Here is a 21,805-nt window from a genome sequence, read left to right as displayed (position 1 = left end):
ATTATTAAAAAAAGAAAGGATGGCCTGCTTTGGCAGTACCATCCTTGCTGGTGGAGTTTTTTATCCCTTATAAAAAGGCACCTTTACGATTTTGGCGCGCAGAAGTTTGCCCCTTATGCTGATGAAGATTTCATTGTCAAAACCGGCATGCTCGCTGTCGATGTAACCCAGGCCAACGGGCTTCTTGAGTGAAGGAGCCATGGTTCCGGAAGTTACTTCGCCAATTACGTTTCCTTTCTCGTCGCAGATTTCGTAGTGCTGCCGCGGGATGCCTTTGTCGATCATCTCGAAACCACGCAGTCTGCGTTTTGGGCCTTCTTTTTTGATCTTCTCGTGATATTCGCGAAAGATGAAAGGCTTGTTGTCAACAAATTTAGTGATCCATCCCATACCGGCTTCGATGGGTGAAGTAGTCTCTCCGATGTCGTTGCCGTAAAGGCAAAAACCCATTTCGAGACGCAGTGTGTCGCGTGCACCCAGTCCAATGGGTTTGATGCCAAATTCTTCGCCGGCCTCAAAGAGCGCCTTCCAAAGTTTTTCGGCATCGTCATTACCAAAATAAATCTCAAAACTATTTTTCTCACCTGTGTAGCCGGTAGCTGAAATGATGACGTCGGGTACGCCTGCAACTGCGGCACGGCGGAAGTTGTAGAAGCCGATAGTGCTAAGGTCGGTGTCGGTAAGTTTTTGTAGTGTGGCCATGGCTTTGGGGCCCTGAATGGCAAATAGCGAAGTTTCGTCGGATGCATCGTAAAGAGTGGCGCCATTGGTGTTGTGCTCGTTCATCCATTTCCAGTCTTTTTCGATGTTGGATGCATTCACCACCAGGAGGTAGTTTTCGGCATCGAAACGATACACGATCAGGTCGTCGACGATACCGCCCTGGCTGTTTGGAAAGCAAGAATATTGCGCGTGGCCATCTTCGAGTTTCGTTATGTCATTGGTGGTGATGCGCTGCAGCAGCTCAACGGCTTTGGGGCCTTTCACCCATATTTCGCCCATGTGCGAAACATCAAATACTCCTACGCTGGTGCGCACGGTTTCGTGTTCGGCGTTTACACCTTCGTACTGAATAGGCATGTTGTAGCCTGCAAAAGGAACCATCTTGGCTCCCAGAGATTCATGGATTTTGGTTAATGCTGTATCTTTCATATGGATTACGGATTTTTTGAGTGGCAAAAGTAAGGATTTGGTGATTATCAGCGACGGCAAATTCTTTCATTATTGTACTTATCCCGATCTACATTCGGGAATTGCGTTTTAATACACAACCTTCACAGATGCATAGCCGGCATCTGTGAAGGTTGTGCTTTATAGTGGCTATTCTTTAGGCCAACAGCTCGTTAATGAGTTGTGCGGCGTCATCGAGTGCGATGGCAGAATGAACTTTCAGTCCCGACTGGTCGATGAGTTCTTTGCCTTCGATGGCGTTGGTGCCTTGCAGACGCACGATGATAGGCACTTTGATATTGCCAATGTTTTTATAAGCATCAACGATTCCCTGTGCCACGCGGTCGCAGCGTACGATGCCGCCGAAAATGTTTACAAGAATAGCTTTCACGTTCTCATCTTTAAGGATGATGCGAAAGCCTTCTTCTACGCGCTTGGCGTTGGCTGAGCCTCCTACGTCGAGAAAGTTGGCCGGATCGCCGCCCGACATTTTTATCATATCCATGGTGGCCATGGCCAGGCCGGCGCCATTGACCATACATCCCACGTTGCCATTAAGTTTTACATAGTTCAGATCGTATCGGCTGGCTTCTACCTCCATGGGGTCTTCTTCGGCGAGGTCGCGCATGTGTGCGATGTCAGGATGGCGGAACAAAGCGTTGTTATCGATGGAAACCTTGGCGTCGACAGCAAAAATTCTTTCATCGGAAGTACGTAACACCGGGTTGATCTCGAACAGCGAAGCATCGCTGCCCACATAAGCTTTGTACAATGCTGTTGCAAATTTCACCATATTTTTGAATGAGTTACCGCTCAATCCAAGATTGAAAGCGATGCGGCGTGCCTGATAGGATTGCAGCCCCATGCACGGATCGATTTCTTCGGTAAAAATCTGATCGGGAGTTTCTTCGGCCACCTTCTCGATGTCCATGCCGCCACGTGGCGAGTACATCAGCATATTACGTCCCGTTTTGCGGTTGAGCAGCACACTCATGTAATATTCCTGAATTTCGGCTTCACCGGGGAAGTAGATGTCCTGCTGAATCAGGACTTTGCTCACCAGCTTGCCTTGCGCCGAGGTTTGCGGTGTCACCAGATGCATCCCGATAATTTTATCGGCCAGCTCCTTTACCTCGTCAAGGGATTTAGCCAGCTTGACGCCACCGCCTTTGCCACGCCCACCGGCATGTACCTGTGCTTTGACCACCCACATGGTGGTGCCGGTTTTCTCTTGTAGGGTTTTGGCAGCTTCTATCGCTGCTTCGGGTGAGTCGGCAACGATGCCTTCGGGGACGGCTACTCCGTAAGATTGTAAAATGGATTTGCCTTGGTATTCGTGTAAATTCATGCGTGTAGATTATTAAAGTTTTATTCTGATGTGGCAGCAAAATTATTACTTTTCGCCATAGCGCGCACCGCAGTTTCATACTAAAACCAGCCAATATCAAATATTATTATCTGTGGCTGCTCAGTAGGTGGCTATCTGACCAAACTTTGCGGATTTAAAACAAGCTAAATGCAAGATGCGTTTTTTAACAAAATTTACTGATTGGACTTTTTTGTTGGCTTTTACCGAATGTCGTGACGCTGGAAAATTGGCCGAACCAAAAGCAAAAAGCTTTTTCACTTTGTTGGAAAAACAAAGGCTGTTAATCTGATCGATATGTTGTTGAATAATTTCCATTTTCGGGTTCAAAAACAAACATTTTTTTAAAGCCTGCTGTATGGCATCTATCAAAATAGTACGACTTTTGTCCGTAACCAGATTGCATCAGAGATTGTGCAGGTGCTTTTTTGTTTGTGATTCAGGGTTTTAAAAAGTATTAATCTTCATCGAATCAACTTCATGCTAAAATATATTTCCTGGTTAGCGCTGCTGCTGGCTGTGTTGGCCATTGCATATCAATTATTCACCACTCCTGTTCGGCAGGTTGTGATGCCGTCGCAGCCGCCACCGCCTGCAATGGTTTATGTGGCTGAGCTGCCACCTGTGCCAGAGGAAGAGCCGGAGGTAAAAGAAGTAGTTCGGAAAACGTTGGTGCCAGCCATGAGTGTGAAAATTCCTGTAACAGCTTATTTTGCCGGCGAAAGCGTGCCCCTCGACACCTTTTATGTTCGTGAAGGCTTTGAACGGGAACTCATCGTCAACACTTATTTTCATTCTTCCACGCTTATGCTGATGAAGAAGGCGCACCGCTGGTTTCCGGTCATCGAACCGATTCTGGCAAAGCATAACATCCCGGAAGATTTCAAATTTATAGCACTCATCGAGAGTGGGCTCGAAAATGTGACCTCGCCGGCCGGAGCTTCAGGCTTTTGGCAATTCCTAAAAGGCACTGCCCGCGACTACAACCTGGAGGTAAACGACCACATCGACGAACGCTATCACGTGGAAAAAGCTACCGAAGCTGCATGCCGTTATTTTTTGGATGCTTATGAAACTTTTGGGGATTGGACGCTGGTGGCTGCCGCTTTTAATGCCGGCCCCAGACGCATCAGTGATTTGCTGAAGCGGCAGCATGTTTCTTCTTACTACGATCTGCAAATGCCCGAAGAAACCAACCGGTACGTTTATCGGATACTGGCCGTGAAAACTATTTTTGCCAATCCCACCACCTATGGTTTTCATGTGAAATTTGAAGAGCTTTATCCCCAGGTGCCTACCCGCGATATTGTGGTAAACCATTCGGTGAACGATCTGGTGATTTTTGCACAACAATACGGGATAAGTTATAAAACCCTCCGGATCTTTAATCCATGGATTCGCAAGGATAAATTGCCCAACCAAAGCGGGCGAACCTATACCCTGAAAATTCCTGAAACCGATTACCTTCGTTATTCTACACTTGGTGATGAGCCTCTGCCCGACGCCGCCAAAAGCACCATCAATCCATAATGACGATGGGAAGTAAAACAGAAAAATGTCAGTCAGAACTACAAAAATGTTTATTTTTCTGCCGCCAGATGCTTACTTTTCTGCCGGTAGTTTGTTAGGTAATATTAATAACCGAAAGCGTTAGTATACAATGAATGTGATAAATCAGGCTCATATTCGGATGGAAAGAGAGGGAGATCAGGAGCAGTATCTTTCAGTGGCTCTCGGCGGCACCCTTACTATCGATCACGCCGCAGATCTGCAGCAGCAGTTGTTGCAACATCTCGATGCCGTTCAGGAGGTTCGTTTGTTGATAGATGAAACGGACGAGATGGATCTGCCCTTTTATCAGTTGCTGATTGCGCTTCAGCGGACACTATCGAAGCAGGGAAAAGAATTGAATGCAACAATATTATTGGGCGAAGAAAAGGAAGAGCTTTTCAGGAGAGCTGGTTTTGAGTTTAATTTTTAGATAAATCATAAGTATGAGCCAGGAGAAACGTACTGTTGTTTTTGTTGATGACTCGGAAAGTGTTCGCGAAGCCGTGGGATGCATCCTGCAGCAAAACGGGTACACGGTGCTCAAAGCCGCTGACGGTGAGGAGTCGTTGAAATATTTTGAAGGGACTCCCGTGGATTTGCTTATTACCGACCTGCACATGCCGCGCATGAATGGAATTGCATTGATACAAAAACTGCGTAACAGTTCCTTGTACAAGTATTTGCCCATTCTGGTGCTTACCACCGAATCGCAGTTTGAACAAAAAATGGAAGCCAAACGCGCCGGAGCTACCGGCTGGCTGGTAAAACCCTTCACCCCCGAAAAACTTATGGCAATCATTCGTCGCGTTATTCATTAATAATTCCTTCAAATTTTATGAGCCAGGCTAAAAATTTCCCGAACGACAAATTTGCTATCGACATGGTGGTGTTGAAGCAGAAGTTTACCGAGGAAGCTTATGAGTTGATCAATGACCTGGAAAACGCCGTTTTGCTTCTCGAAAAAAATGCCGGCGACACACAGCAGATAGAGGCGGTGTTCAGAGCTATGCACACCCTCAAAGGCAGTGGTGGCATGTTTGGTTATCATAAAATCAGCGAGTTTACCCACGACCTGGAAACTATCTACGATTTTGTTCGCAGCGGCGACATCGCCGTTACCAAGCCATTGCTCGACATCACCCTGAAGGCCATTGACCATTTAAAGATTTTAATAAAATATGGCGACGACCTCGACGAGCAAAGCACTTTAAAACATCAACAATTCACTGCCGACATAAGGGTTTTTGTACAGCAGCAGGTGGAGCCATTCGATAAAGAGAGTGCAGCAGAGATAGGCAAAGCAGCGCTGAATGATTCTAAACCCATCGTAACCTGGCGCATTCTTTTCAAGCCGCAGCCCGATTTGTTTCGCAATGGCAGCAATCCGCTCTATCTTATCGACGAATTGCATACCTATGGCAATACTGTAACCATTCCACACACCGAGGAGGTGCCGGATTTATCAGAAATCGACACCGAAAAATGTTATGTCTGGTGGGAAATATTTATTGCCACACGGCTATCCAAAGAAGAGCTGAATGATGTTTTTATTTTTGTTGAAGACGATTCGCACATCGAGGTGGAGAAGATCGGTGATGGTGATCTTTTCGACGACAGTAGCTTTCTCGAATATCTCGATAAGCTGTGGATTGAAAAAAAACAAGCTGATTTAGTCGAGCTACATAAAATTGTTTACAGCAGCGATGTTTCAGATCAGCCGGCGCCAGCAGTAAGCCCGTCAGCCGAAAAAGGTGATGAGGAAACGAAGCCGCTGCCCGACAACAATTCTGCAATCATCGCCGATGAAAAGTTTTCGAGTATTCGTGTTGCAACGCCCAAGATTGATTCGCTGATGAATTTGGTGAGCGAGCTGGTAACGCTGCAGGCACAGCTTAATCGTTACGCTGAGCAGCACAAGGACGATGATTTGACCATCCTTACCGAAAACCTTTCTACACTTTCCAAACAGCTTCGCGAAGCTGCTTTTAGCATTTCCCTGGTTCCATTTAGCAGCATTTCCACGCGTTTTCAGCGGCTTGTACGCGACCTTTCCGATGATCTTAATAAAAAAACGGAGCTGGTGGTGGAAGGACAAAACATTGAGCTCGATAAAACGATGGTGGAAAATATCACCGATCCGTTGATGCACATCATCCGCAACTGCATCGATCATGGCATCGAAAGCCCGGAAGAGCGAGTGCGCAATGGGAAATCCGAAACCGGCACCATCCATCTGCGGGCGCTCCATGTGGGAAATACCATCCATATCGAAATAAACGACGATGGTGCAGGCGTCGATGCTGAAGCGCTGATGCGCAAAGCCATCGAGCGAAAAGTGATACCAGCCGAAGCTAAATTGACACATGAGGAGAAACTTCAGCTTATCTTTTCTCCGGGTCTTACTACTGCTAAAACTGTGACTGATGTATCTGGTCGTGGAGTGGGTATGGACGTGGTGCAGCAGCGTATTGCCGGTCTGCGTGGTGAAATCCGGATAGATTCACAGCCCGGCACCGGAACCCGCATCACTCTGGTGGTGCCGCTTACCCTGAGCATCATCGACGGCATGCACGTGCAAATAGGGGAGGTGAGTTACATCATTCCTATCAATGTGGTGCAGCAGATACATTCGGTGCAAACGCAAATGCTGAGCAATGCCTTCGACAACGTGTTGGTGATTGAGGGTGAGCAAATACCTTTTCTCTTACTGCGCAAACATTTTGGGATCGAAAGTCCGGCGCCTGAACGTTGTGAAATGGTAACGGTTCGCTACGGCCAGCAGAAGGCGGGGTTGATAGTTGATAATGTAATAGGGGAGGTGCAAGCAGTACTTAAGTCGCTGGGGCGCACCTACCGCCGACAGAAGTTTATATCGGGAGCTACAGTGATGGGCGATGGGACAGTGGCGCTGGTATTGGATACAAATGAAATAATTTCGCGATTTTTGCCCGTAAAATCAATAACTGTTAAATGAGCATTTACTACAATAGCAGTGATCCGTCGTATCTGACTTTTCAGTTGGCAAACGAAACCTTCGCTATCCATGTTAGCAGCGTCATTAAAATACTGGAGATGCAAAAAATCACCGAAATCCCGCGGACACCTTCCTTTATGAAAGGCGTGATTAATTTGCGTGGTGATGTGTTGCCGGTAATTGATACGCGTGAGAAGTTTGGGATGAAAGCTGCTGCGTATGGCCCGCGTACCTGCATACTCGTGCTGAAAGTTTTTTCTGAAAACGAAACGCTGCAGATTGGTGCCATCGTCGATGCCGTGCTGGATGTGGTAAGACATCCTGATGATCAAATTAAAAAGGCTCCCACCTTCGGCAGCCGATATCCTTCGGAGGTAGTGGCCGGAGTGATGAAAACAGAAGAAGATTTTATTATAATTTTAAATGTTGACCATGTTTTTTCGACTGATGAAATCATCAGCATGAACGAAAACATACAGTCACAAACCGAAAATATATCCTCATCAGATCAAACAAAAACAAAAGAATAACAGGAGGCAACTATGGCATGGAAAGACCTTAAACTCTCAGCAAAACTGGGCGTTGGTTTCGGCATCATCATCATTATTTTAGTCACGGTGGGAGCTACCTCATTGCTCGAGTTTCGCAAAATCGAAAAAGATTCCAAACGGATTGCCGAGCGAAGCCTTCCACAGGTGATCATCGCCAACAGCCTGGAGCGGCAGGCCATGAAGATTACCAATAATCTCAACACCTTTGCCCTGACCAACGATCCGCGCCTGCTCGAAATAGCGGCTGTCCTCATCAGGCAGGTTGAAGATGTGCTTCACAATGCTGATCAACAATACAGCGGCTATGGCTTGTCGTCGGGTTTTGTTGAGCAACTTAATAAAGTTAGAAATTCATTGCCCGAATTTGAGGCGCTGATGCAGGATATGAAACTGCAAAGCGAAAAGCTGCTCATCGACCGAAGCCTGATGGATGGAGCATCCGCCACTCTTTTCGACAACTGCCACAGCTATGCCGGAAATCAACAGGCAATTATGGCCAGACAAATCGATAATCGCAATACGCAGCATCGCCAGCTCGACAACATTGTTCTCATCAACAGCTTAATCAATCGTGCCAACCAAATGCGCATCGAAAACTTTAAAGCACAGGCAAAGCTAACGCTTTCGCAGATGGCAGGTTTTAATAAACATTTCGAAGAAATCGACCAGTTGATCACCAGCCTCGAAGCGCGTACAAAGGATAATCAAAGTGTGCTCCTGCTCGGAAATATTCGCAACTCGTCACAGCGCTATCACGATGTTACCAGTGATTTTGTAGAAAATTACAACCAGTTGCAAAAATCCAATGTTAAGGTTACTAATATCGGTACCGAACTGGAAACAGCTTTCAGCGACCTGGCCGCCAGCAGCCTTCGTGAGTCGCTCGATTTTACCAGCAAAACCATCGTCAAATCGCAGTCGTCGCTGCGCATACTTTTTATCGGACTTCTGGGCGCTATTATTGTCAGCATGTTGCTTGGATGGCAGATATCGCGCAACATCACCCGCTCTCTGCAAAAAGGTGTCGCTTTTGCGCGAGAAATTGCTGATGGTAATCTGCTGGCCAATATCGACATCGATCAGAAAGATGAGCTTGGCGAGCTGGCCGAAACGCTTCGGCAGATGAAAGACAAACTTAGCGAGGTGATCGTCTCGGTGCAGGCTGCTGCCGGATACATTGCCGAAGCCAGCAATCAGATGAGTCTGACCTCGCAAAGCGTATCGCACGGCAGTACACGCCAGGCTTCGTCGGCAGAACAGATTTCGGCATCGATGCAACAGATGTCGGCCAGCATTTCCCACAACACTTCTAATGCCCAGCGCACCGAGCAGATTGCGGATGTGGCTACCGGAAAAATGAAACAGGGCTCCGAGACTGTGTATCAATTGGCGCAGGCGATTCGCGAAATTGCAGAGCGCATCACCATCATTGGCGATATTGCCTATCAAACAAACATCCTCTCGTTGAACGCAGCCGTTGAAGCAGCGCGTGCCGGAGAGCAGGGACGCGGCTTTGCAGTGGTGGCCGACGAGGTGAAAAGACTTGCCGAGCGCAGCCAGAAAGCAGCCACGGAGATCAACCGTGTGTCGGGAGCCGGAGTGAAACTTGCCGAACATTCGCAGCAGCTCTTTGGCGAAATTATGCCACGGATTGACGAAACCCTTCGCCTTGTGCAACAGATTACCGTTTCGAGCCTGGAGCAGGATTCGGGAGCCTCATTGGTGAATGATTCGGTTCAGCAGTTTAATCAGGTGATACAGCAAAATGCTGCCGCTGCCGAAGAGATGGCCACCAACAGCGAAGAACTTGCCAGCCAGGCGCAGAAGATGAAAGACATCATGAGCTTTTTTAAAACCGGAAAAGAATACCGCCAACAGCATCTGTACGAACAGGATTTTCAAAGATACGATAGTCACTACCCGCGGCCAAATCATCCGCTTACCATCGAAAGCAGCCAAAAAAGAGGCGTCAACCTCCGCCTCGACGATGATGAATTGGATAAGGATTTCGAGCGCTATTAATATCTTAGGAATTTACAGATACACGATGTATTTAATACACCAAAGCTTTGCTTACGCTGATATTTGTGTTGATGTCGTTTCGGCTTCCGTTTATCCTGCGGGATTATTTACTTTTGCGCTTTATCAGTTTATAATTTCATTATGAAAAAGAATATTTTTCTTCTTATGATAATCCTGGGGATGCTCAATGCAGCAGCCATCGGCCAGATAAATGTTTTTCATGTTGGTGAATTTAGTGGTACCCCAACGCGCAACGGCGCCATGTACGTGCTGCCCCGCACCGTGCTCAAAGTTGATGTGGTGGTGCGTGTGGCCAATAAATATAAAGGTCCTTACAGCGAATATGCCCGTTTTCTGGGTATCAATGATCCGATCAATTACGACGTCGAAAATTATTATTTGCAGGATGTGGCAGTCAACTCCATCGCTGAACCCGATCCGGCACACATATATTTTGTCGAACCCGCCAGTCGCGATGCCAAAGATTACAAGCCCCTGCAGCTTGAAATTGATGCACAAGGTTTTCTTTTGGCGGCGGGCACTTCCGGTTCGCTTACCCCTGCAGCTACCCATTTGGACCGACAGGTGATTTGGCTTGAGGCCGAAGATGGCGTCGGGATGCAACAGATTTTTCAGCCCGTCAGGAAAGTCAATTCTACCGTCGACACCATCGTGCGGCGTGTAACAGTTGATACAGCCGTAGCGCAACGAAATTTTTACCGAATCAGAGCTTCCGATAAATCCACAGAAGAAATGGCACTGGAGGCGCTGCAAAAAATTGAAGACATCCGTACCTCACGGCTCAACCTGCTGGTGGGATTTCATGAAACAGCCTATCAGGCCGACGCACTCAAATACATGGATGCCAGTCTGCAAAAACTCGAAAATGAATATCTCGACCTTTTCCGTGGGAAAACCATCGAACGCATGGAGCATCACACTTTTTACTATACGCCATCGGGCGGAGGCAATACTGCATTGTTCAAATTTTCGGAACAGGCAGGCATCGGAAGTGTGCGTGGCTCCGCAGGAACGCCTGTCGAGTTGCAGCTCACTGCCGGCGAGGCGGGTCAGCAGACCGCGAAGTTTGCCGATGCTCCCGTCGCCAACCGCCTCGCGTATCGCGTGCCCGGCGCTGCCTGGGTGAAAGTGGTTTATAATCAGGACGAACTTTTTTATCAGCCGATGACCATCACACAATTTGGCGCCATCCGCTACTTGCCCGCTCAGCCATTCGACGCCACCTTCGATCCCGAAACAGGAGCTTTACGAAAACTAAGACTGGAGTAAAATACAAACGCGAGGCGCAGGGCGCAGGGCGCGCTGGCAGGTTTTTCAGTGGCCTTGGTTATCAAGGAATTTATTTATTTAAAAAAACCGGACTGCCTCAGGCAATTCGGTTTTTTTGATTTATCAAACAGGAAAACAAGAGTTTTTAAAAATTGATGGTGTAGCCATAGCCGGTGCTGGCAGGTGGCTTAGGCGTTGATGGCTCCTCTTTTGTTTTTTTGGTGTAGGAATAGGTGATGCCGGATTGCATCGGAAGTTTAAAGGCGATCTGTGTGCGGATGGTAGCCGTAACGCGAAGTCCGCGGTTCTTGGCTTTGCCATATTTCAGCAAATTCACCAGCCGCAGCGCTTCTTCATCGCATCCATAGCCGATGCTACGCGTTACCTCGGCAAAAACTACCTTGCCATTGCCATCCACCCTGAACCGCACGTAAACCCTGCCCTCTATCTTATTTTCCAGCGCCTGTGCCGGATATTGAAGATGCTTTTGTATGAACTCCCGGAAGGCTTTTTTGCCTCCGGGATATTCGGGCATATCGATAAATCTTCTCTCTTTTCCGCCTTCTCTCATAAATACAAAAATACGAAAATACCTTCCGGCGCAACCCTAGCTTTTTAGCTCCGAACAGTGTTTATTTATTTGGAACTTGTTTTATTGCGATTTGGATTTATTAAAAAACATCACTCCTCTCTCTCATTCTGTTGCCGGTTGAAATAATGTAGCGGGTCGCCCCACTCGGCCATTGCTACCCGGCAGCCGGCGCTTTCGATGGAAACTTTAAGGTCGGCCAGATGATTTTCGGTCTCTTCGTGCAGGTTGGGTTTATTTGCGTAAAGCTGATAACCTTCGCGGTATTTGAGTGGCGTAATGTTGGGCATGATCACATTGGCGCCCACGGTGAGTGCCTTTTCCCGGCCTTTGGGATGCAGCGTTTGCATGGCGGTGGTAGCGGCAATGTTGATGTCGGGCATCATGATGCGCAGCAGTGCCACCATTTTCATCGACAGCTCAAAGCGCTCGTCAGCAGGCAGCAGCAGGTGACGATATTTATACAATGGGGTTTCCTCATGTTCGATGTAGGGTCCCATTCCTACCATGTCGATGTTGTTGTTCCGGATAAAAAGCAGGTCGTCGGCAAGATGGCTGATGGTTTGAAAAGGAAGTCCGATCATCACGCCGGTGCCGGTTTGGTAATCACAATCCTGCAAAAGTTTCAGTGCACCAAGACGGTTGTCGAAGCTGTGCAGCGAATCGTTGGGATGCATCTTTTGGTAGAGCTCGCGGTTGGACGTTTCGATGCGCAAAAGATAACGATGCGCTCCGTTGCGACGCCAGAGATTTAATGTTTCTGCAGTTTGCTCGCCCAGCGACAGCGTTACGTGGAGTTCGCCATGTGTCGCGCTGCTTATCTGCGAAAGCAAAAAAGCAATTTTTTCTACAAACATTTTGTCGCTGCGTTCGCCGGACTGAATAACCAACGAGCCAAAACCGTTGCGATGCGCCAGCATAGCAGCTTCCAGCACTTCATCATCGGTGAGGGTGTAACGTTTTACGTTTTTATTGCCACAGCGAACGCCACAGTACAAGCAGTTTTTCGTGCAGCGATTCGAATATTCGATCAGGCCGCGGTAGTAAACTTTGTTGCCAACAGCCTGCTCTTTTACTTGCTGTGCACACCGGTACAATTCTTCCAGTTCGGCACCCTGGCTCATCAAAAGCCGGGAGAGATTATCGTTATTAAAATTATCTAATGTCATGGTTCTTCAATAAAATCCTTTCTGCTGGTGGTCAGCAGAGGCGATTATGCTTTATAAATTTCTAAAAAGGGAGCAACGGAGCGCTCGTAAATTCCGTGCAGCCATGCGATGGTCATGCCATAATTGGTTACCGGTATGCCTGCTTCCACGGCAGGTCGCAGGCGGCTGGCGATTTGCTTGCGGGTGATCATGCAACCGCCGCATTGCACCACCAGCGCATAGTCAAGGATGTCGTGCGGCAGATTGTCGAGGCCTGCAACGACGTCGAATTCGAGCTTTTTCCCAGTTTCTTTTCTCATCCAGTTGGGGATTTTTACCCTTCCGATGTCGTCGCAGGAAACATGATGCGTACACGATTCAAGAATCAACACCCGGTCGCCATCCTTCAAGTCGCCAATTTTGGGAGTACCTTTCAGATAATTGCCGAAGTCGCCCTTGTGATGCGCCAGCATGATGCTGAAGCTGGTGAGCGGAATGCTGCGCGGGATAATCTTGCTTACCATGCCAAATGCCTGGCTGTCGGTGATGACGAGCGTTGGCTGTGGTTTGGCGCGTTTCAGATAATGCGCCAACTGGTTTTCCCGAAGGAGAATGGCCACGGCATAATTATCGAGAATGTCTCGCACGGCTTGCATCTGCGGCAAAATTATCCGACCGACGGGTGCCTCGCTGTCGATGGGCGTTACCAACAGCACCACATCATCAGGAGCAAGCAGATCGCCAAGCATCGACTTGGTTTTGTATGCTGATTCCGGCACCAGCCGTTGCATGGCCTTTACCACTTCAGGCAGGGCATCGGTTTGTACGGCGCTAAAGTCGACAATAGTGTAAGGCTCGGTAGCCGTAATCTTTTCGCGTGCTATTTCCGAAAGGGACTCGAGATCACTTTTGTTGTGGAGGATGAAAAAAGGAATGTCGAAAGATTTGAATTCCTCAATCAAATCTTTTTCGTACTCGCCAAACATGTTGTTGGTAATGACAAGGATCGCTAAATCGATGGTTTTGATGACGGCACGGGTGCGGGCAATACGTTTGTTGCCCAGGTCGCCTCTGTCGTCGATGCCGGCAGTATCGACCAATACAGAGGCGCCAATGCCGGGAATCTCAATCGACTTTCTCACCGGATCGGTAGTGGTGCCGGGCGTATCGCTTACAATGGCCACTTCCTGCCCCGCCAGCGCATTGATGATGGAGCTCTTGCCGTTGTTGCGCCGTCCGAAAATCCCGATATGGGGTTTAGCATCTTTTCCTTTGGTCATGGTTGGTTTTTCTATTATTCTCTAATTAAATCTCAGTATTTACTAAGTTTCCTTAGCTTGTCGTATTTTGGCAAAATTACAGAAAACCATAGGGCGGTTAGCCGCTTACCTTGTTCCTGAATTTTATTTTTACTTTATTTGCAATTACAAATTCTATCAACGCAAAAGACGATTACTATGAAACTACTACGTACTACACTGTTGCCGCTTCTTTTGACGGCAATTTTTTTATCTGCCAGCTTTGCTTTGCTGGCACAGCCGGCTGCATCTGCCGGACTGCATTTTAAAAACCTGACTATTGAGCCACAAGCCAATGCAAACCATTATTTGGCTACAGCCAATATTGCCGGCGAACAAACCTTTAACGGAAGTTTTTATAAAATCGTTCAGTTCAGTCAAATTCCTACTGCCGATCAGCGGCGCGAATTGGTTGAAGCAGGTATCCGTTTGCTCGATTACATTCCTGAGAAGGGATATTTTGCTGCTTTTCGCAATGACTTTAGCCGGGTGGATGCCGAAGCTTTTTCGCTGCGCAGCATCATCGACATAACGCCGGACATAAAACTGGCGCCGATGCTTTACTCCGAAAGCTATCCCGACCATGCGCTTCGTGCCAACGGAAAAATCGGGTTGCTTGTGAGTATCTTCCCCGATGTTGATGCTGAAGCCGCTTATCGTGCGCTGTTGTCACAAAATGTAGAAGTGAGCGCTCCGGCTGAAGGGAATGAGTTTTTCAGTGTGACAGCCGATATCGATCAGATACAAAATCTTGCTTCGTTGCCTTTTGTGGTTTATCTGGAGCCGATGTATCCCGATCCTGAACCTGAAAACTTTACCGGACGCACCCTGCATCGTGGCAACGCCATCGCCACTGGCATGTCAGCTGGCCGTCATTATGATGGTACAGGTGTAAATGTGATGCTTCAGGACGACGGTGATGTCGGGCCGCACATCGATTTTGCGGGACGAATCGCCGCTCAGTACGTAGGCTATTACGGTGGAGATCATGGCGATCACTGCGCAGGGATCATTGCTGCTGCCGGCAACATCAATCCGCTGGCGAGAGGCAACGCTTTTGGTGCAACGCTTTATATTTATAGTGCTGCGCCTCAATATCCCGGGTTTACACAGATACCTTCTCACTATTTTAGTAACGAGATACGTGTTACTTCCACATCCTATAGCAATGGTTGCAATGCCGGCTATACTTCGCTTGCGCGGATGCTCGACGTCCAGCTCAATATTTATCCTGCCCTGGTGCATGTGTTTTCGGCGGGAAACGACGGCACCAGCAATTGCGGCTATGGCGCAGGCCCCGGATGGGGAAACATTACCGGTGGCCACAAGGTGGGGAAAAATGTGATAACAGTAGCCAACCTGAACGAGACAGATGGTCTTTCCAACTCGAGCAGCCGTGGTCCTGCTCACGACGGACGCATCAAACCCGATATTTCCGCTAAGGGGACTGACGTTTACAGCACCCTGCCCGACAATGGCTATGGTTTTAAAACCGGCACTTCCATGTCGTGTCCTGGTTTGGCCGGTGTAATGACGCAGCTCTTCGACGCCTATCGTCAACTTAACGGTGGCTCCGACCCTACGGGCGGGCTGCTCAAAGCGGTGGTGCTGAATACAGCTGAAGACCTGGGAAATGCAGGCCCCGACTTTCGATTTGGATGGGGGCGCATCAATGCGCTGCGTGCCGCGAAGGTACTCGAAGAAAACCGCTACGACTCAGCAACCATCGAAACCGGACAAACATTCATCCATACTTTTGAAGTACCGGAAAATACAGCTCAGATGCGTGTGATGGTTTATTGGACGGATTATCAGGCATCTGTCAATGCCAACGTGGCGTTGGTCAACAATCTCGACATCACGGTGACCGATCCCGATAATAATGTTTGGCAACCCTGGGTGCTCAATCATTTTCCGGATCCTGATAGCCTTAACAAGCCTGCCATTCGTGGCATCGACGATCGCAACAATATGGAACAGGTTAGCCTGGATATGCCTGCAGCCGGAACTTACAGTCTCTCTGTGGAAGGAACCAGTGTGCCGCAGGGTCCACAGAAATATTATATCGTTTACGAATTTATCCCTGAAGCTGTTGTTTTGACTTTTCCGGTTGGAGGAGAACAACTGGCGCCAGGCACCGAAGAGTTGATTCGCTGGGATGCCATGGGCGATGATGAGCCTTTCAGTATTGAGCTTTCAATGGATAATGGGGAAACCTGGGAAGTGGTGAAAGAAAACATAAATGGTAAGGATCGCCATTTTAGGTGGGGAGTTTCCAATGCTGCCAACGGAAATGTATGGATGCGCATTACGCGCGGAGAATATGTTTCGCAGACAGAAGGAGCCTTTACCATTATGACGCCACCACGCAACCTCACCATCGACTGGGCGTGCGACAATGCGCTGCATCTTAGTTGGACAGAGGTGCCTGAAGCTACAGAATATACCATCTACCAGCTGGGCGAAAAATACATGGAGCCTTTCGCCACCACTACCATCAACTCTTTTATTGTTGATAACATCAATTCATCCAACACATACTGGTACGCCGTAAGTGCCGGTACCACTGCCGGTGCCGAAAGCATGCGCACCAATGCGGTGAAGAAAAGTCCCGGCACTTTCCAATGTCATCAGAGCGATGCCTGGCTTACGGCTGCTCCTTCGGTCGATTGGGGCCTTTTCCAGGCGTGCATGGAATTGGAAGCGCTTGATGTAACGGTAGAGATGAAAAATTTTGGCGTCGAGCCGATCACAAATCCTGAGTTTGGCTACCAGCTTGATGCAGGAGTTATTTATACGGAAACCTATTTTGGAACTATCCAACCCGACTCTACAATTTTGTTCACCTTTAGCGATCCTGTAAGCATTATCGAAATAGGCGATTACGTGCTCAAGACCTGGGTGGACTATGCTCCCGACAATAATCCTGATAACGACCTGCTCATCACCAATCTTGAAGTGATTGAAGGCGCTTTTTTCTTGCCAGGTAACATTCAGACTTTCGATAATTTCGAAACTTGTATTCCTGCACCCCTTTGCGAGTTGCTCAACTGCGAGTTGGCAGAAAACTGGATCAACCTGCCCAATCTCGAAAAAGATGATGTCGACTGGCGCGTCTGGCATGGTAGTACCAGCACGTACAATACCGGCCCATCGGCCGATCATACCACTGGTACCAGTGAAGGGATATATCTTTACACAGAGCCATCGGTTATCTGTTTTGATAAGGAAGCCATCATGATGTCGCCATGCATCGACCTTACTGGTGGCGTGAGTCCGGCGCTCGATTTTTGGGTACATGCCTACGGGGCTGATATTGGCCGGCTGCATGTGGATCTTTTCGATGGTTCTACCATTCACCGCGACATTATGCCGCCAATCATTGGCAACCAGGGCGACGAATGGAAAAATGTAGTGGCCGATCTGACCGAATACAACGGCAAAAAGATAGGTCTCCGTTTCAGAGTTTTTACCGCTGGTGGGCAGCGTGGCGACCTGGCAATCGACGACATAGCAATCACTGACGTCACTGCAATTAAAAATCTCAACGTCGGCCCGGGAGTTTTGAATCTTTATCCAAACCCAACCAATGGCCTGGTGAATATTACTTTAGAAAATGCCGGAACGGAACGTTTTGCCCTCGACATTTACGATATTTATGGCCGGGCAGTTTACACGAAAGCGATAGCTCCGGTTGACGGGAAAATTGTGCATGCTACGGATTTGTCACGTTTGCCCGGCGGTGTTTATTTTGTCAGGCTCACCTCGCAAAGCAATTCTTATAATACCAAGCTGACCATCAAGTAAAGTAAACTTCATGGAGAGAAAGTGTGGGCGGCAAAACAGCCTGATCATAACTAAAGATTTATTACTATAAAGTGGTGATGAAAATTACTTTTTTCCGTACTAATTTGTATGACGTTTTATTCCTTGTTGTGGTTTCGCAATTTTTAATTCTCTTTGCAAATCCGGTGAAAGCACAAACCAGTCTGGCAATCGACAGCACGGTAAGTGTCTCTAATTTTTCTTCAAAACTTGATGCTTTAATAGATGTTTATGGCAGTCTGCGTTTTAAAGCCGGCGCTTCCTTTGGAGGCGAGTTTGGTATCCGCGATCAGTCGAGCAGGCTAGGTTTGAAACTCCATACCAATATTACCAAAGGCATCGACGCCATCGGGCAATTGGAGGTGGGTGTAAATATGGTGGGTACCAAGACAAAAGTAGTATTTAATGCTGACCCGGGCGGTGCCGTTGGTGAGATTGATAACATTTTTACGTCGCGCATAGGCTGGGTGGGAATCAATACGAAATTTGGTCAATTAACCTGGGGTAAACAATGGTCGGTTTATTACGACATTGCTCAATTTACCGATGCTTTTTATGCGTTTGGCGGCGATGCTTCAGGGGCTTTTGCCGCCGGAACGGATGGCTCCATTTCAGGCACCGGACGCCCCGCAAACTCCTTTCAGTATCGTTTCATTCACGATTATTTCAACGTTGGCCTTCAGGTGCAAAACAGATCAATTTCGCCAAACAGCCAAAACTATGCTGATGCCTATGCTGTTTCATTAATAATAAAACCTGTGGAAAACATCCGGTTTGGCGGCGCCTACAGCAAAGTGCGCGACGGTATTGCAATGCCCGATAAGACCGAACCTCACCTCGGCGACGAATCGATGATTGCCGGTGTGAAATATGATAATCAGCGCCTCAACGTGAGTGTTAGTGCCAGCTCATTCACCAAACACGAAATCAACGAGGATCGCGTTTATTTTAACGGCTATGGGATTGAATTTTATACCCGGTATCGCTTTCTCGAAAGGTGGTCGGTCTATTCCGGCTTCAACTTCCTGAAACCTAAAAGCGACCAGGCTGTTGGCGATTACAGCATCCGATATGTAGATGTAGGCGGAAGTTATTCCTTTACCGATGATAGCCTGGTTTTTATAGAAATTAAACTCAACGACAGCAAAAACAGTGATGGTACCGACGCCCAGAGAAGCATTATTTCTTTTGGTTTATATCTTAATTTTAGTTACTGATGAAACATATTACACCAGATTATTTAATAGAAAAAACGAACTATAACAAACCTGTGGTGGTAGTTTACGATGCTCCTTCCGACAATCCTTTTGGCGAGGTCCTGGAGCTGAAAGCACAATCACAGGTATGCATTTTTGCCCATTACAAAAATTGGATGAATGGTAAAACGCTTCGACTGACAGCCACCAATTTTGGCTGTGGCGGTTGTGGAACCTGGTTTTTTGGTGTGCAGGGGCAAAGCCGCGATAACTACATCAGTTTTCTGGCCGACGACGAAGGCCTGAAAGCAAACCACCAACTGATGGGTGAGTGGTTCGATGACGCAAAACGTTATCAGCCCGAGCACGATTCTCTTTTCGTGGGGCCGTATCACGCCGATGCAGTGGCTTTCGCCAAAACCTTTACCTTTTTTGTAAATGCTGATCAACTCAGTATTTTTATTACGGCTGCCAACTACTTCGCCTCGCCTTCCACGCCCGATCCGGTGAAAGTGCAGTTTGGCTCAGGCTGCTCCGAATTACTTCCCCATATTTCTGAAGCTACGCATCCGCTGGCTACCATCGGCAGCACCGATCTGGCCATGCGCAAATTCCTACCGCCCCACATCATGGCCTTTACGGTAAACAAAGCCATGTTCGACAACTTGTGCCAGCTCGACGAAACCAGCTTCCTGAACAAGCCTTTTCTGGCAGGTTTGAAAAAAGCACGCGGGGGTGGCTTGGTTTAATGGCTGCGGTGGCAGGGCTTTAAATCAAACATGGGTAAAAACGATTTATGGATTGCAGCTACTGCTTCTGTATTAGAAGCCAAACTATTAACACTCGATAATGACTTTTTTTTTGTCTTTTGATAAAAAATGAAATGTAAGAAAATGGCAAATTTATGAAAATGAAATCTTCTGAAAATACCGTCGTTACCCGTTTACAAAGGGTTAACATAACCGTTAAACTTAGTTAATTGAGAATGTTAATTTTTCCGATCATAAACTAAAATTCTATTTTTGCGTTCCACAAATGTACTAAAAACTAAAAGTTAATATTTATGAAACGATTACTTACAACCACAGGAATTTTATTGTTCTCGATGCTGATGCTGCAAACTGTTGCGCAGAATGGCGGTGAGGTAGTTACCGGAAACGAAATAGGCAACGACATTGGTGATTTTGAAGCCGTAGGCACCGATGGTAATTTTAAAAAACTTTCGGATTTGCATGGCAACATGGTGCTGCTTGTACTTTGGAACTCCAAATGCGGCCATTGTGTTACTGAGAACGTACTTTATAAGGATGCCTACAATCAGTTTCACGACAAGCAATTTACCCGAGGCAAAGGTTTCGAGGTTTATCAGATTGGTCTTGACAAAGAAGAAGCCACCTGGAAAGAATACATCGAGGCTAATAACTTTCCCTACAAAAATCATGTGTATGTGCTCGATAGCTGGAAAGACGCCGATGTGCGCTTCTTTGGCGTAAGAAATCTGCCTGGAACTTTTCTTATCGATGGCGATGGTATTATCCTCGAAAAAGGCTTTGGCGGCAAAGAGTTACCGACTTTGTTAGAAAAATACCAGAAATAATAGCGAATTATTCTTCAGAGATTTGTGTAGCTGAAAAATATTTGTACTTTTGCAGCCCTAAAATTTAGGGCTGTATTATTTTACTGAAGCATAAAAAATTTATTGGATAATGGCAAATCATAAATCGGCGTTAAAACGCATCAGAGCAACCAGAGCAAAAAGAATCGGTAACAGTTATTATGCAAAGACGATGCGTAACCAGATTAAGAGATTCAGAAGTCTGGAAGACAAAGCAGCAGCACAGGAACAATATCCCAAGCTGGTTTCGATTATCGACAAAAACGCTAAGCGTACGATCATTCATCGCAACAAAGCTGCAAACCTCAAGTCGAAGCTTGCAAAGCAAATGGCTGCTTTGTAGAAAGTAGTCGTTTTTTTCGAAAAAAATATGATAGCCTCTCTGCCTTTGCGCAAGGGGCTTTTTTCGTATATTCGCGTTTCCATCGTAACACCCGAAAATTATGGAATCCGACAATGGTCATAGCGCCATAACCCAATGGGATGAAAGCGACCGCCCGCGCGAAAAGCTCCTGCTCAAAGGCAAAGCAGCCCTCACCGATGCCGAATTATTAGCCATTCTCATCCGATCGGGAACGCCCAAACAATCGGCCATCGATCTGGCCAAACAAATCCTCAGCTCTGTAAGCAACAATCTTGTAGGCCTCTCCAGGCTTACAGTTTCTGATCTAATACAATTTAAAGGTATTGGTGATGCCAAAGCCATCACTGTGATAGCTGCATTGGAGCTGGGTCGCCGCCGGAGGGGCGCCGAAGCTATGCAGCGAAAAACGATCACTTCCAGCGCCGATGCTTACGAGGTATTGCAGATGCACATTGGCGACATCGACTATGAGCAGTTTGCCATCGTAATGCTCAACCAGGCTAACCAGGTGCTGAAAGTCGAAAACATAAGCGAGGGTGGAATAACCGGGACGGTGGTTGACCCCAAGCGTGTGTTCCGGACAGCCATTAATAACAACGCCATCAACATTATCCTGGCGCACAACCATCCCTCGGGCAGCCTCAAGCCCAGCAAAAATGATCTCGATCTGACGCAGAAACTCAAAAAGGCAGGGGAATATTTACAAATAATGGTGCTCGACCACCTCATTCTGGGCGATAATAAATACCTTTCGATGGCTGATGAAGGGTATCTTTGATGATGGCAGAACAATTAAAAACTCTGGAACGAAAGTTCCAATTTACAAAGCGTAAATGACAAATTAAC

The 21,805-nt window shown here is 47.3% G+C and carries 18 protein-coding genes; 13 read left to right on the top strand and 5 right to left on the bottom strand.

The window, feature by feature from the left end; all coding sequences use genetic code 11:
* Nucleotides 1-60: 60 nt before the first annotated feature.
* Nucleotides 61-1,152, bottom strand: coding sequence for a glycine cleavage system aminomethyltransferase GcvT (gcvT, locus tag VFC92_13560; protein ID HZK09205.1), 1,092 nt, complete (start codon nt 1,150-1,152; stop codon nt 61-63).
* A gap of 175 nt (nt 1,153-1,327) precedes the next feature.
* Entirely contained in the window at nt 1,328-2,518 is a 1,191-nt protein-coding gene (gene sucC, locus VFC92_13555) for an ADP-forming succinate--CoA ligase subunit beta (GenBank protein HZK09204.1), read from the bottom strand.
* A 498-nt stretch (nt 2,519-3,016) separates the two neighbouring features.
* Between sucC and VFC92_13550 the strand changes: the two genes are divergently transcribed.
* The 7 genes from VFC92_13550 (at nt 3,017) to VFC92_13520 (ending at nt 10,924) form a co-directional block, all read left to right on the top strand.
* A complete protein-coding gene (locus VFC92_13550; protein ID HZK09203.1) occupies nt 3,017-4,066 on the top strand; it encodes a lytic transglycosylase domain-containing protein in 1,050 nt (349 codons plus the stop codon).
* 160 nt (nt 4,067-4,226) lie between these two features.
* Nucleotides 4,227-4,517: an STAS domain-containing protein gene (locus VFC92_13545; protein HZK09202.1), complete on the top strand. Its 291-nt coding sequence runs from the start codon at nt 4,227-4,229 to the stop codon at nt 4,515-4,517.
* A 13-nt stretch (nt 4,518-4,530) separates the two neighbouring features.
* On the top strand, nt 4,531-4,905 hold the full coding sequence (locus VFC92_13540) for a response regulator (protein HZK09201.1): 375 nt from the start codon (nt 4,531-4,533) through the stop codon (nt 4,903-4,905).
* A gap of 17 nt (nt 4,906-4,922) precedes the next feature.
* Nucleotides 4,923-7,061, top strand: a complete 2,139-nt coding sequence (locus VFC92_13535; GenBank protein ID HZK09200.1) for a chemotaxis protein CheA — start codon at nt 4,923-4,925, stop codon at nt 7,059-7,061.
* Nucleotides 7,058-7,591, top strand: a complete 534-nt coding sequence (locus VFC92_13530) for a chemotaxis protein CheW (protein HZK09199.1) — start codon at nt 7,058-7,060, stop codon at nt 7,589-7,591. The genes VFC92_13535 and VFC92_13530 overlap by 4 nt, the downstream gene beginning before the upstream one ends.
* Nucleotides 7,592-7,603: 12 nt before the next feature.
* On the top strand, nt 7,604-9,634 hold the full coding sequence (locus VFC92_13525) for a methyl-accepting chemotaxis protein (protein HZK09198.1): 2,031 nt from the start codon (nt 7,604-7,606) through the stop codon (nt 9,632-9,634).
* Nucleotides 9,635-9,775: 141 nt separating this feature from the next.
* A complete protein-coding gene (locus VFC92_13520) occupies nt 9,776-10,924 on the top strand; it encodes a DUF4831 family protein (protein HZK09197.1) in 1,149 nt (382 codons plus the stop codon).
* A gap of 145 nt (nt 10,925-11,069) precedes the next feature.
* On the opposite strand, the gene VFC92_13515 is transcribed toward VFC92_13520, so the two are convergent.
* From VFC92_13515 to hydF, 3 genes are all read right to left on the bottom strand, one after another.
* The gene (locus VFC92_13515) at nt 11,070-11,495 is read right to left on the bottom strand and encodes an energy transducer TonB (protein HZK09196.1); all 426 of its coding nucleotides are present in this window, start codon (nt 11,493-11,495) and stop codon (nt 11,070-11,072) included.
* Between the two features lie 110 nt (nt 11,496-11,605).
* Nucleotides 11,606-12,682, bottom strand: coding sequence for a [FeFe] hydrogenase H-cluster radical SAM maturase HydE (gene hydE, locus VFC92_13510; protein HZK09195.1), 1,077 nt, complete (start codon nt 12,680-12,682; stop codon nt 11,606-11,608).
* Nucleotides 12,683-12,726: 44 nt separating this feature from the next.
* A complete protein-coding gene (hydF, locus tag VFC92_13505; protein HZK09194.1) occupies nt 12,727-13,941 on the bottom strand; it encodes a [FeFe] hydrogenase H-cluster maturation GTPase HydF in 1,215 nt (404 codons plus the stop codon).
* A gap of 177 nt (nt 13,942-14,118) precedes the next feature.
* Here hydF and VFC92_13500 point away from each other — a divergent pair, with 177 nt between their 5' ends.
* The 6 genes from VFC92_13500 (at nt 14,119) to radC (ending at nt 21,737) form a co-directional block, all read left to right on the top strand.
* Nucleotides 14,119-17,766: a S8 family serine peptidase gene (locus VFC92_13500; protein HZK09193.1), complete on the top strand. Its 3,648-nt coding sequence runs from the start codon at nt 14,119-14,121 to the stop codon at nt 17,764-17,766.
* A gap of 77 nt (nt 17,767-17,843) precedes the next feature.
* Entirely contained in the window at nt 17,844-19,001 is a 1,158-nt protein-coding gene (locus VFC92_13495; protein HZK09192.1) for a porin, read from the top strand.
* Complete coding sequence (locus tag VFC92_13490) at nt 19,001-19,729, top strand: DUF169 domain-containing protein (GenBank protein HZK09191.1); 729 nt, start codon at nt 19,001-19,003, stop codon at nt 19,727-19,729. The genes VFC92_13495 and VFC92_13490 overlap by 1 nt, the downstream gene beginning before the upstream one ends.
* 314 nt (nt 19,730-20,043) lie before the next feature.
* On the top strand, nt 20,044-20,577 hold the full coding sequence (locus VFC92_13485) for a TlpA disulfide reductase family protein (protein ID HZK09190.1): 534 nt from the start codon (nt 20,044-20,046) through the stop codon (nt 20,575-20,577).
* A 109-nt stretch (nt 20,578-20,686) separates the two neighbouring features.
* Nucleotides 20,687-20,938, top strand: a complete 252-nt coding sequence (gene rpsT / locus VFC92_13480) for a 30S ribosomal protein S20 (protein HZK09189.1) — start codon at nt 20,687-20,689, stop codon at nt 20,936-20,938.
* A 100-nt stretch (nt 20,939-21,038) separates the two neighbouring features.
* Entirely contained in the window at nt 21,039-21,737 is a 699-nt protein-coding gene (gene radC, locus VFC92_13475) for a DNA repair protein RadC (protein ID HZK09188.1), read from the top strand.
* Nucleotides 21,738-21,805 lie beyond the last annotated feature (68 nt).

Source organism: Bacteroidales bacterium, assembly GCA_035647615.1.
Lineage (GTDB): Bacteria > Bacteroidota > Bacteroidia > Bacteroidales > 4484-276 > SABY01.
The sequence above is the reverse complement of the archived record's forward strand: the minus strand, read 5'-3'. Positions and strand labels throughout refer to the sequence as shown.

What these genes read in the sequence shown, in the direction of transcription:
- gcvT (HZK09205.1), bottom strand. Translation starts at nt 1,152, where the DNA reads ATGAAAGATACAGCATTAACCAAAATCCATGAATCTCTGGGAGCCAAG.
- sucC (HZK09204.1), bottom strand. Translation starts at nt 2,518, where the DNA reads ATGAATTTACACGAATACCAAGGCAAATCCATTTTACAATCTTACGGA.
- VFC92_13550 (HZK09203.1), top strand. Translation starts at nt 3,017, where the DNA reads ATGCTAAAATATATTTCCTGGTTAGCGCTGCTGCTGGCTGTGTTGGCC.
- VFC92_13545 (HZK09202.1), top strand. Translation starts at nt 4,227, where the DNA reads ATGGAAAGAGAGGGAGATCAGGAGCAGTATCTTTCAGTGGCTCTCGGC.
- VFC92_13540 (HZK09201.1), top strand. Translation starts at nt 4,531, where the DNA reads ATGAGCCAGGAGAAACGTACTGTTGTTTTTGTTGATGACTCGGAAAGT.
- VFC92_13535 (HZK09200.1), top strand. Translation starts at nt 4,923, where the DNA reads ATGAGCCAGGCTAAAAATTTCCCGAACGACAAATTTGCTATCGACATG.
- VFC92_13530 (HZK09199.1), top strand. Translation starts at nt 7,058, where the DNA reads ATGAGCATTTACTACAATAGCAGTGATCCGTCGTATCTGACTTTTCAG.
- VFC92_13525 (HZK09198.1), top strand. Translation starts at nt 7,604, where the DNA reads ATGGCATGGAAAGACCTTAAACTCTCAGCAAAACTGGGCGTTGGTTTC.
- VFC92_13520 (HZK09197.1), top strand. Translation starts at nt 9,776, where the DNA reads ATGAAAAAGAATATTTTTCTTCTTATGATAATCCTGGGGATGCTCAAT.
- VFC92_13515 (HZK09196.1), bottom strand. Translation starts at nt 11,495, where the DNA reads ATGAGAGAAGGCGGAAAAGAGAGAAGATTTATCGATATGCCCGAATAT.
- hydE (HZK09195.1), bottom strand. Translation starts at nt 12,682, where the DNA reads ATGACATTAGATAATTTTAATAACGATAATCTCTCCCGGCTTTTGATG.
- hydF (HZK09194.1), bottom strand. Translation starts at nt 13,941, where the DNA reads ATGACCAAAGGAAAAGATGCTAAACCCCATATCGGGATTTTCGGACGG.
- VFC92_13500 (HZK09193.1), top strand. Translation starts at nt 14,119, where the DNA reads ATGAAACTACTACGTACTACACTGTTGCCGCTTCTTTTGACGGCAATT.
- VFC92_13495 (HZK09192.1), top strand. Translation starts at nt 17,844, where the DNA reads ATGAAAATTACTTTTTTCCGTACTAATTTGTATGACGTTTTATTCCTT.
- VFC92_13490 (HZK09191.1), top strand. Translation starts at nt 19,001, where the DNA reads ATGAAACATATTACACCAGATTATTTAATAGAAAAAACGAACTATAAC.
- VFC92_13485 (HZK09190.1), top strand. Translation starts at nt 20,044, where the DNA reads ATGAAACGATTACTTACAACCACAGGAATTTTATTGTTCTCGATGCTG.
- rpsT (HZK09189.1), top strand. Translation starts at nt 20,687, where the DNA reads ATGGCAAATCATAAATCGGCGTTAAAACGCATCAGAGCAACCAGAGCA.
- radC (HZK09188.1), top strand. Translation starts at nt 21,039, where the DNA reads ATGGAATCCGACAATGGTCATAGCGCCATAACCCAATGGGATGAAAGC.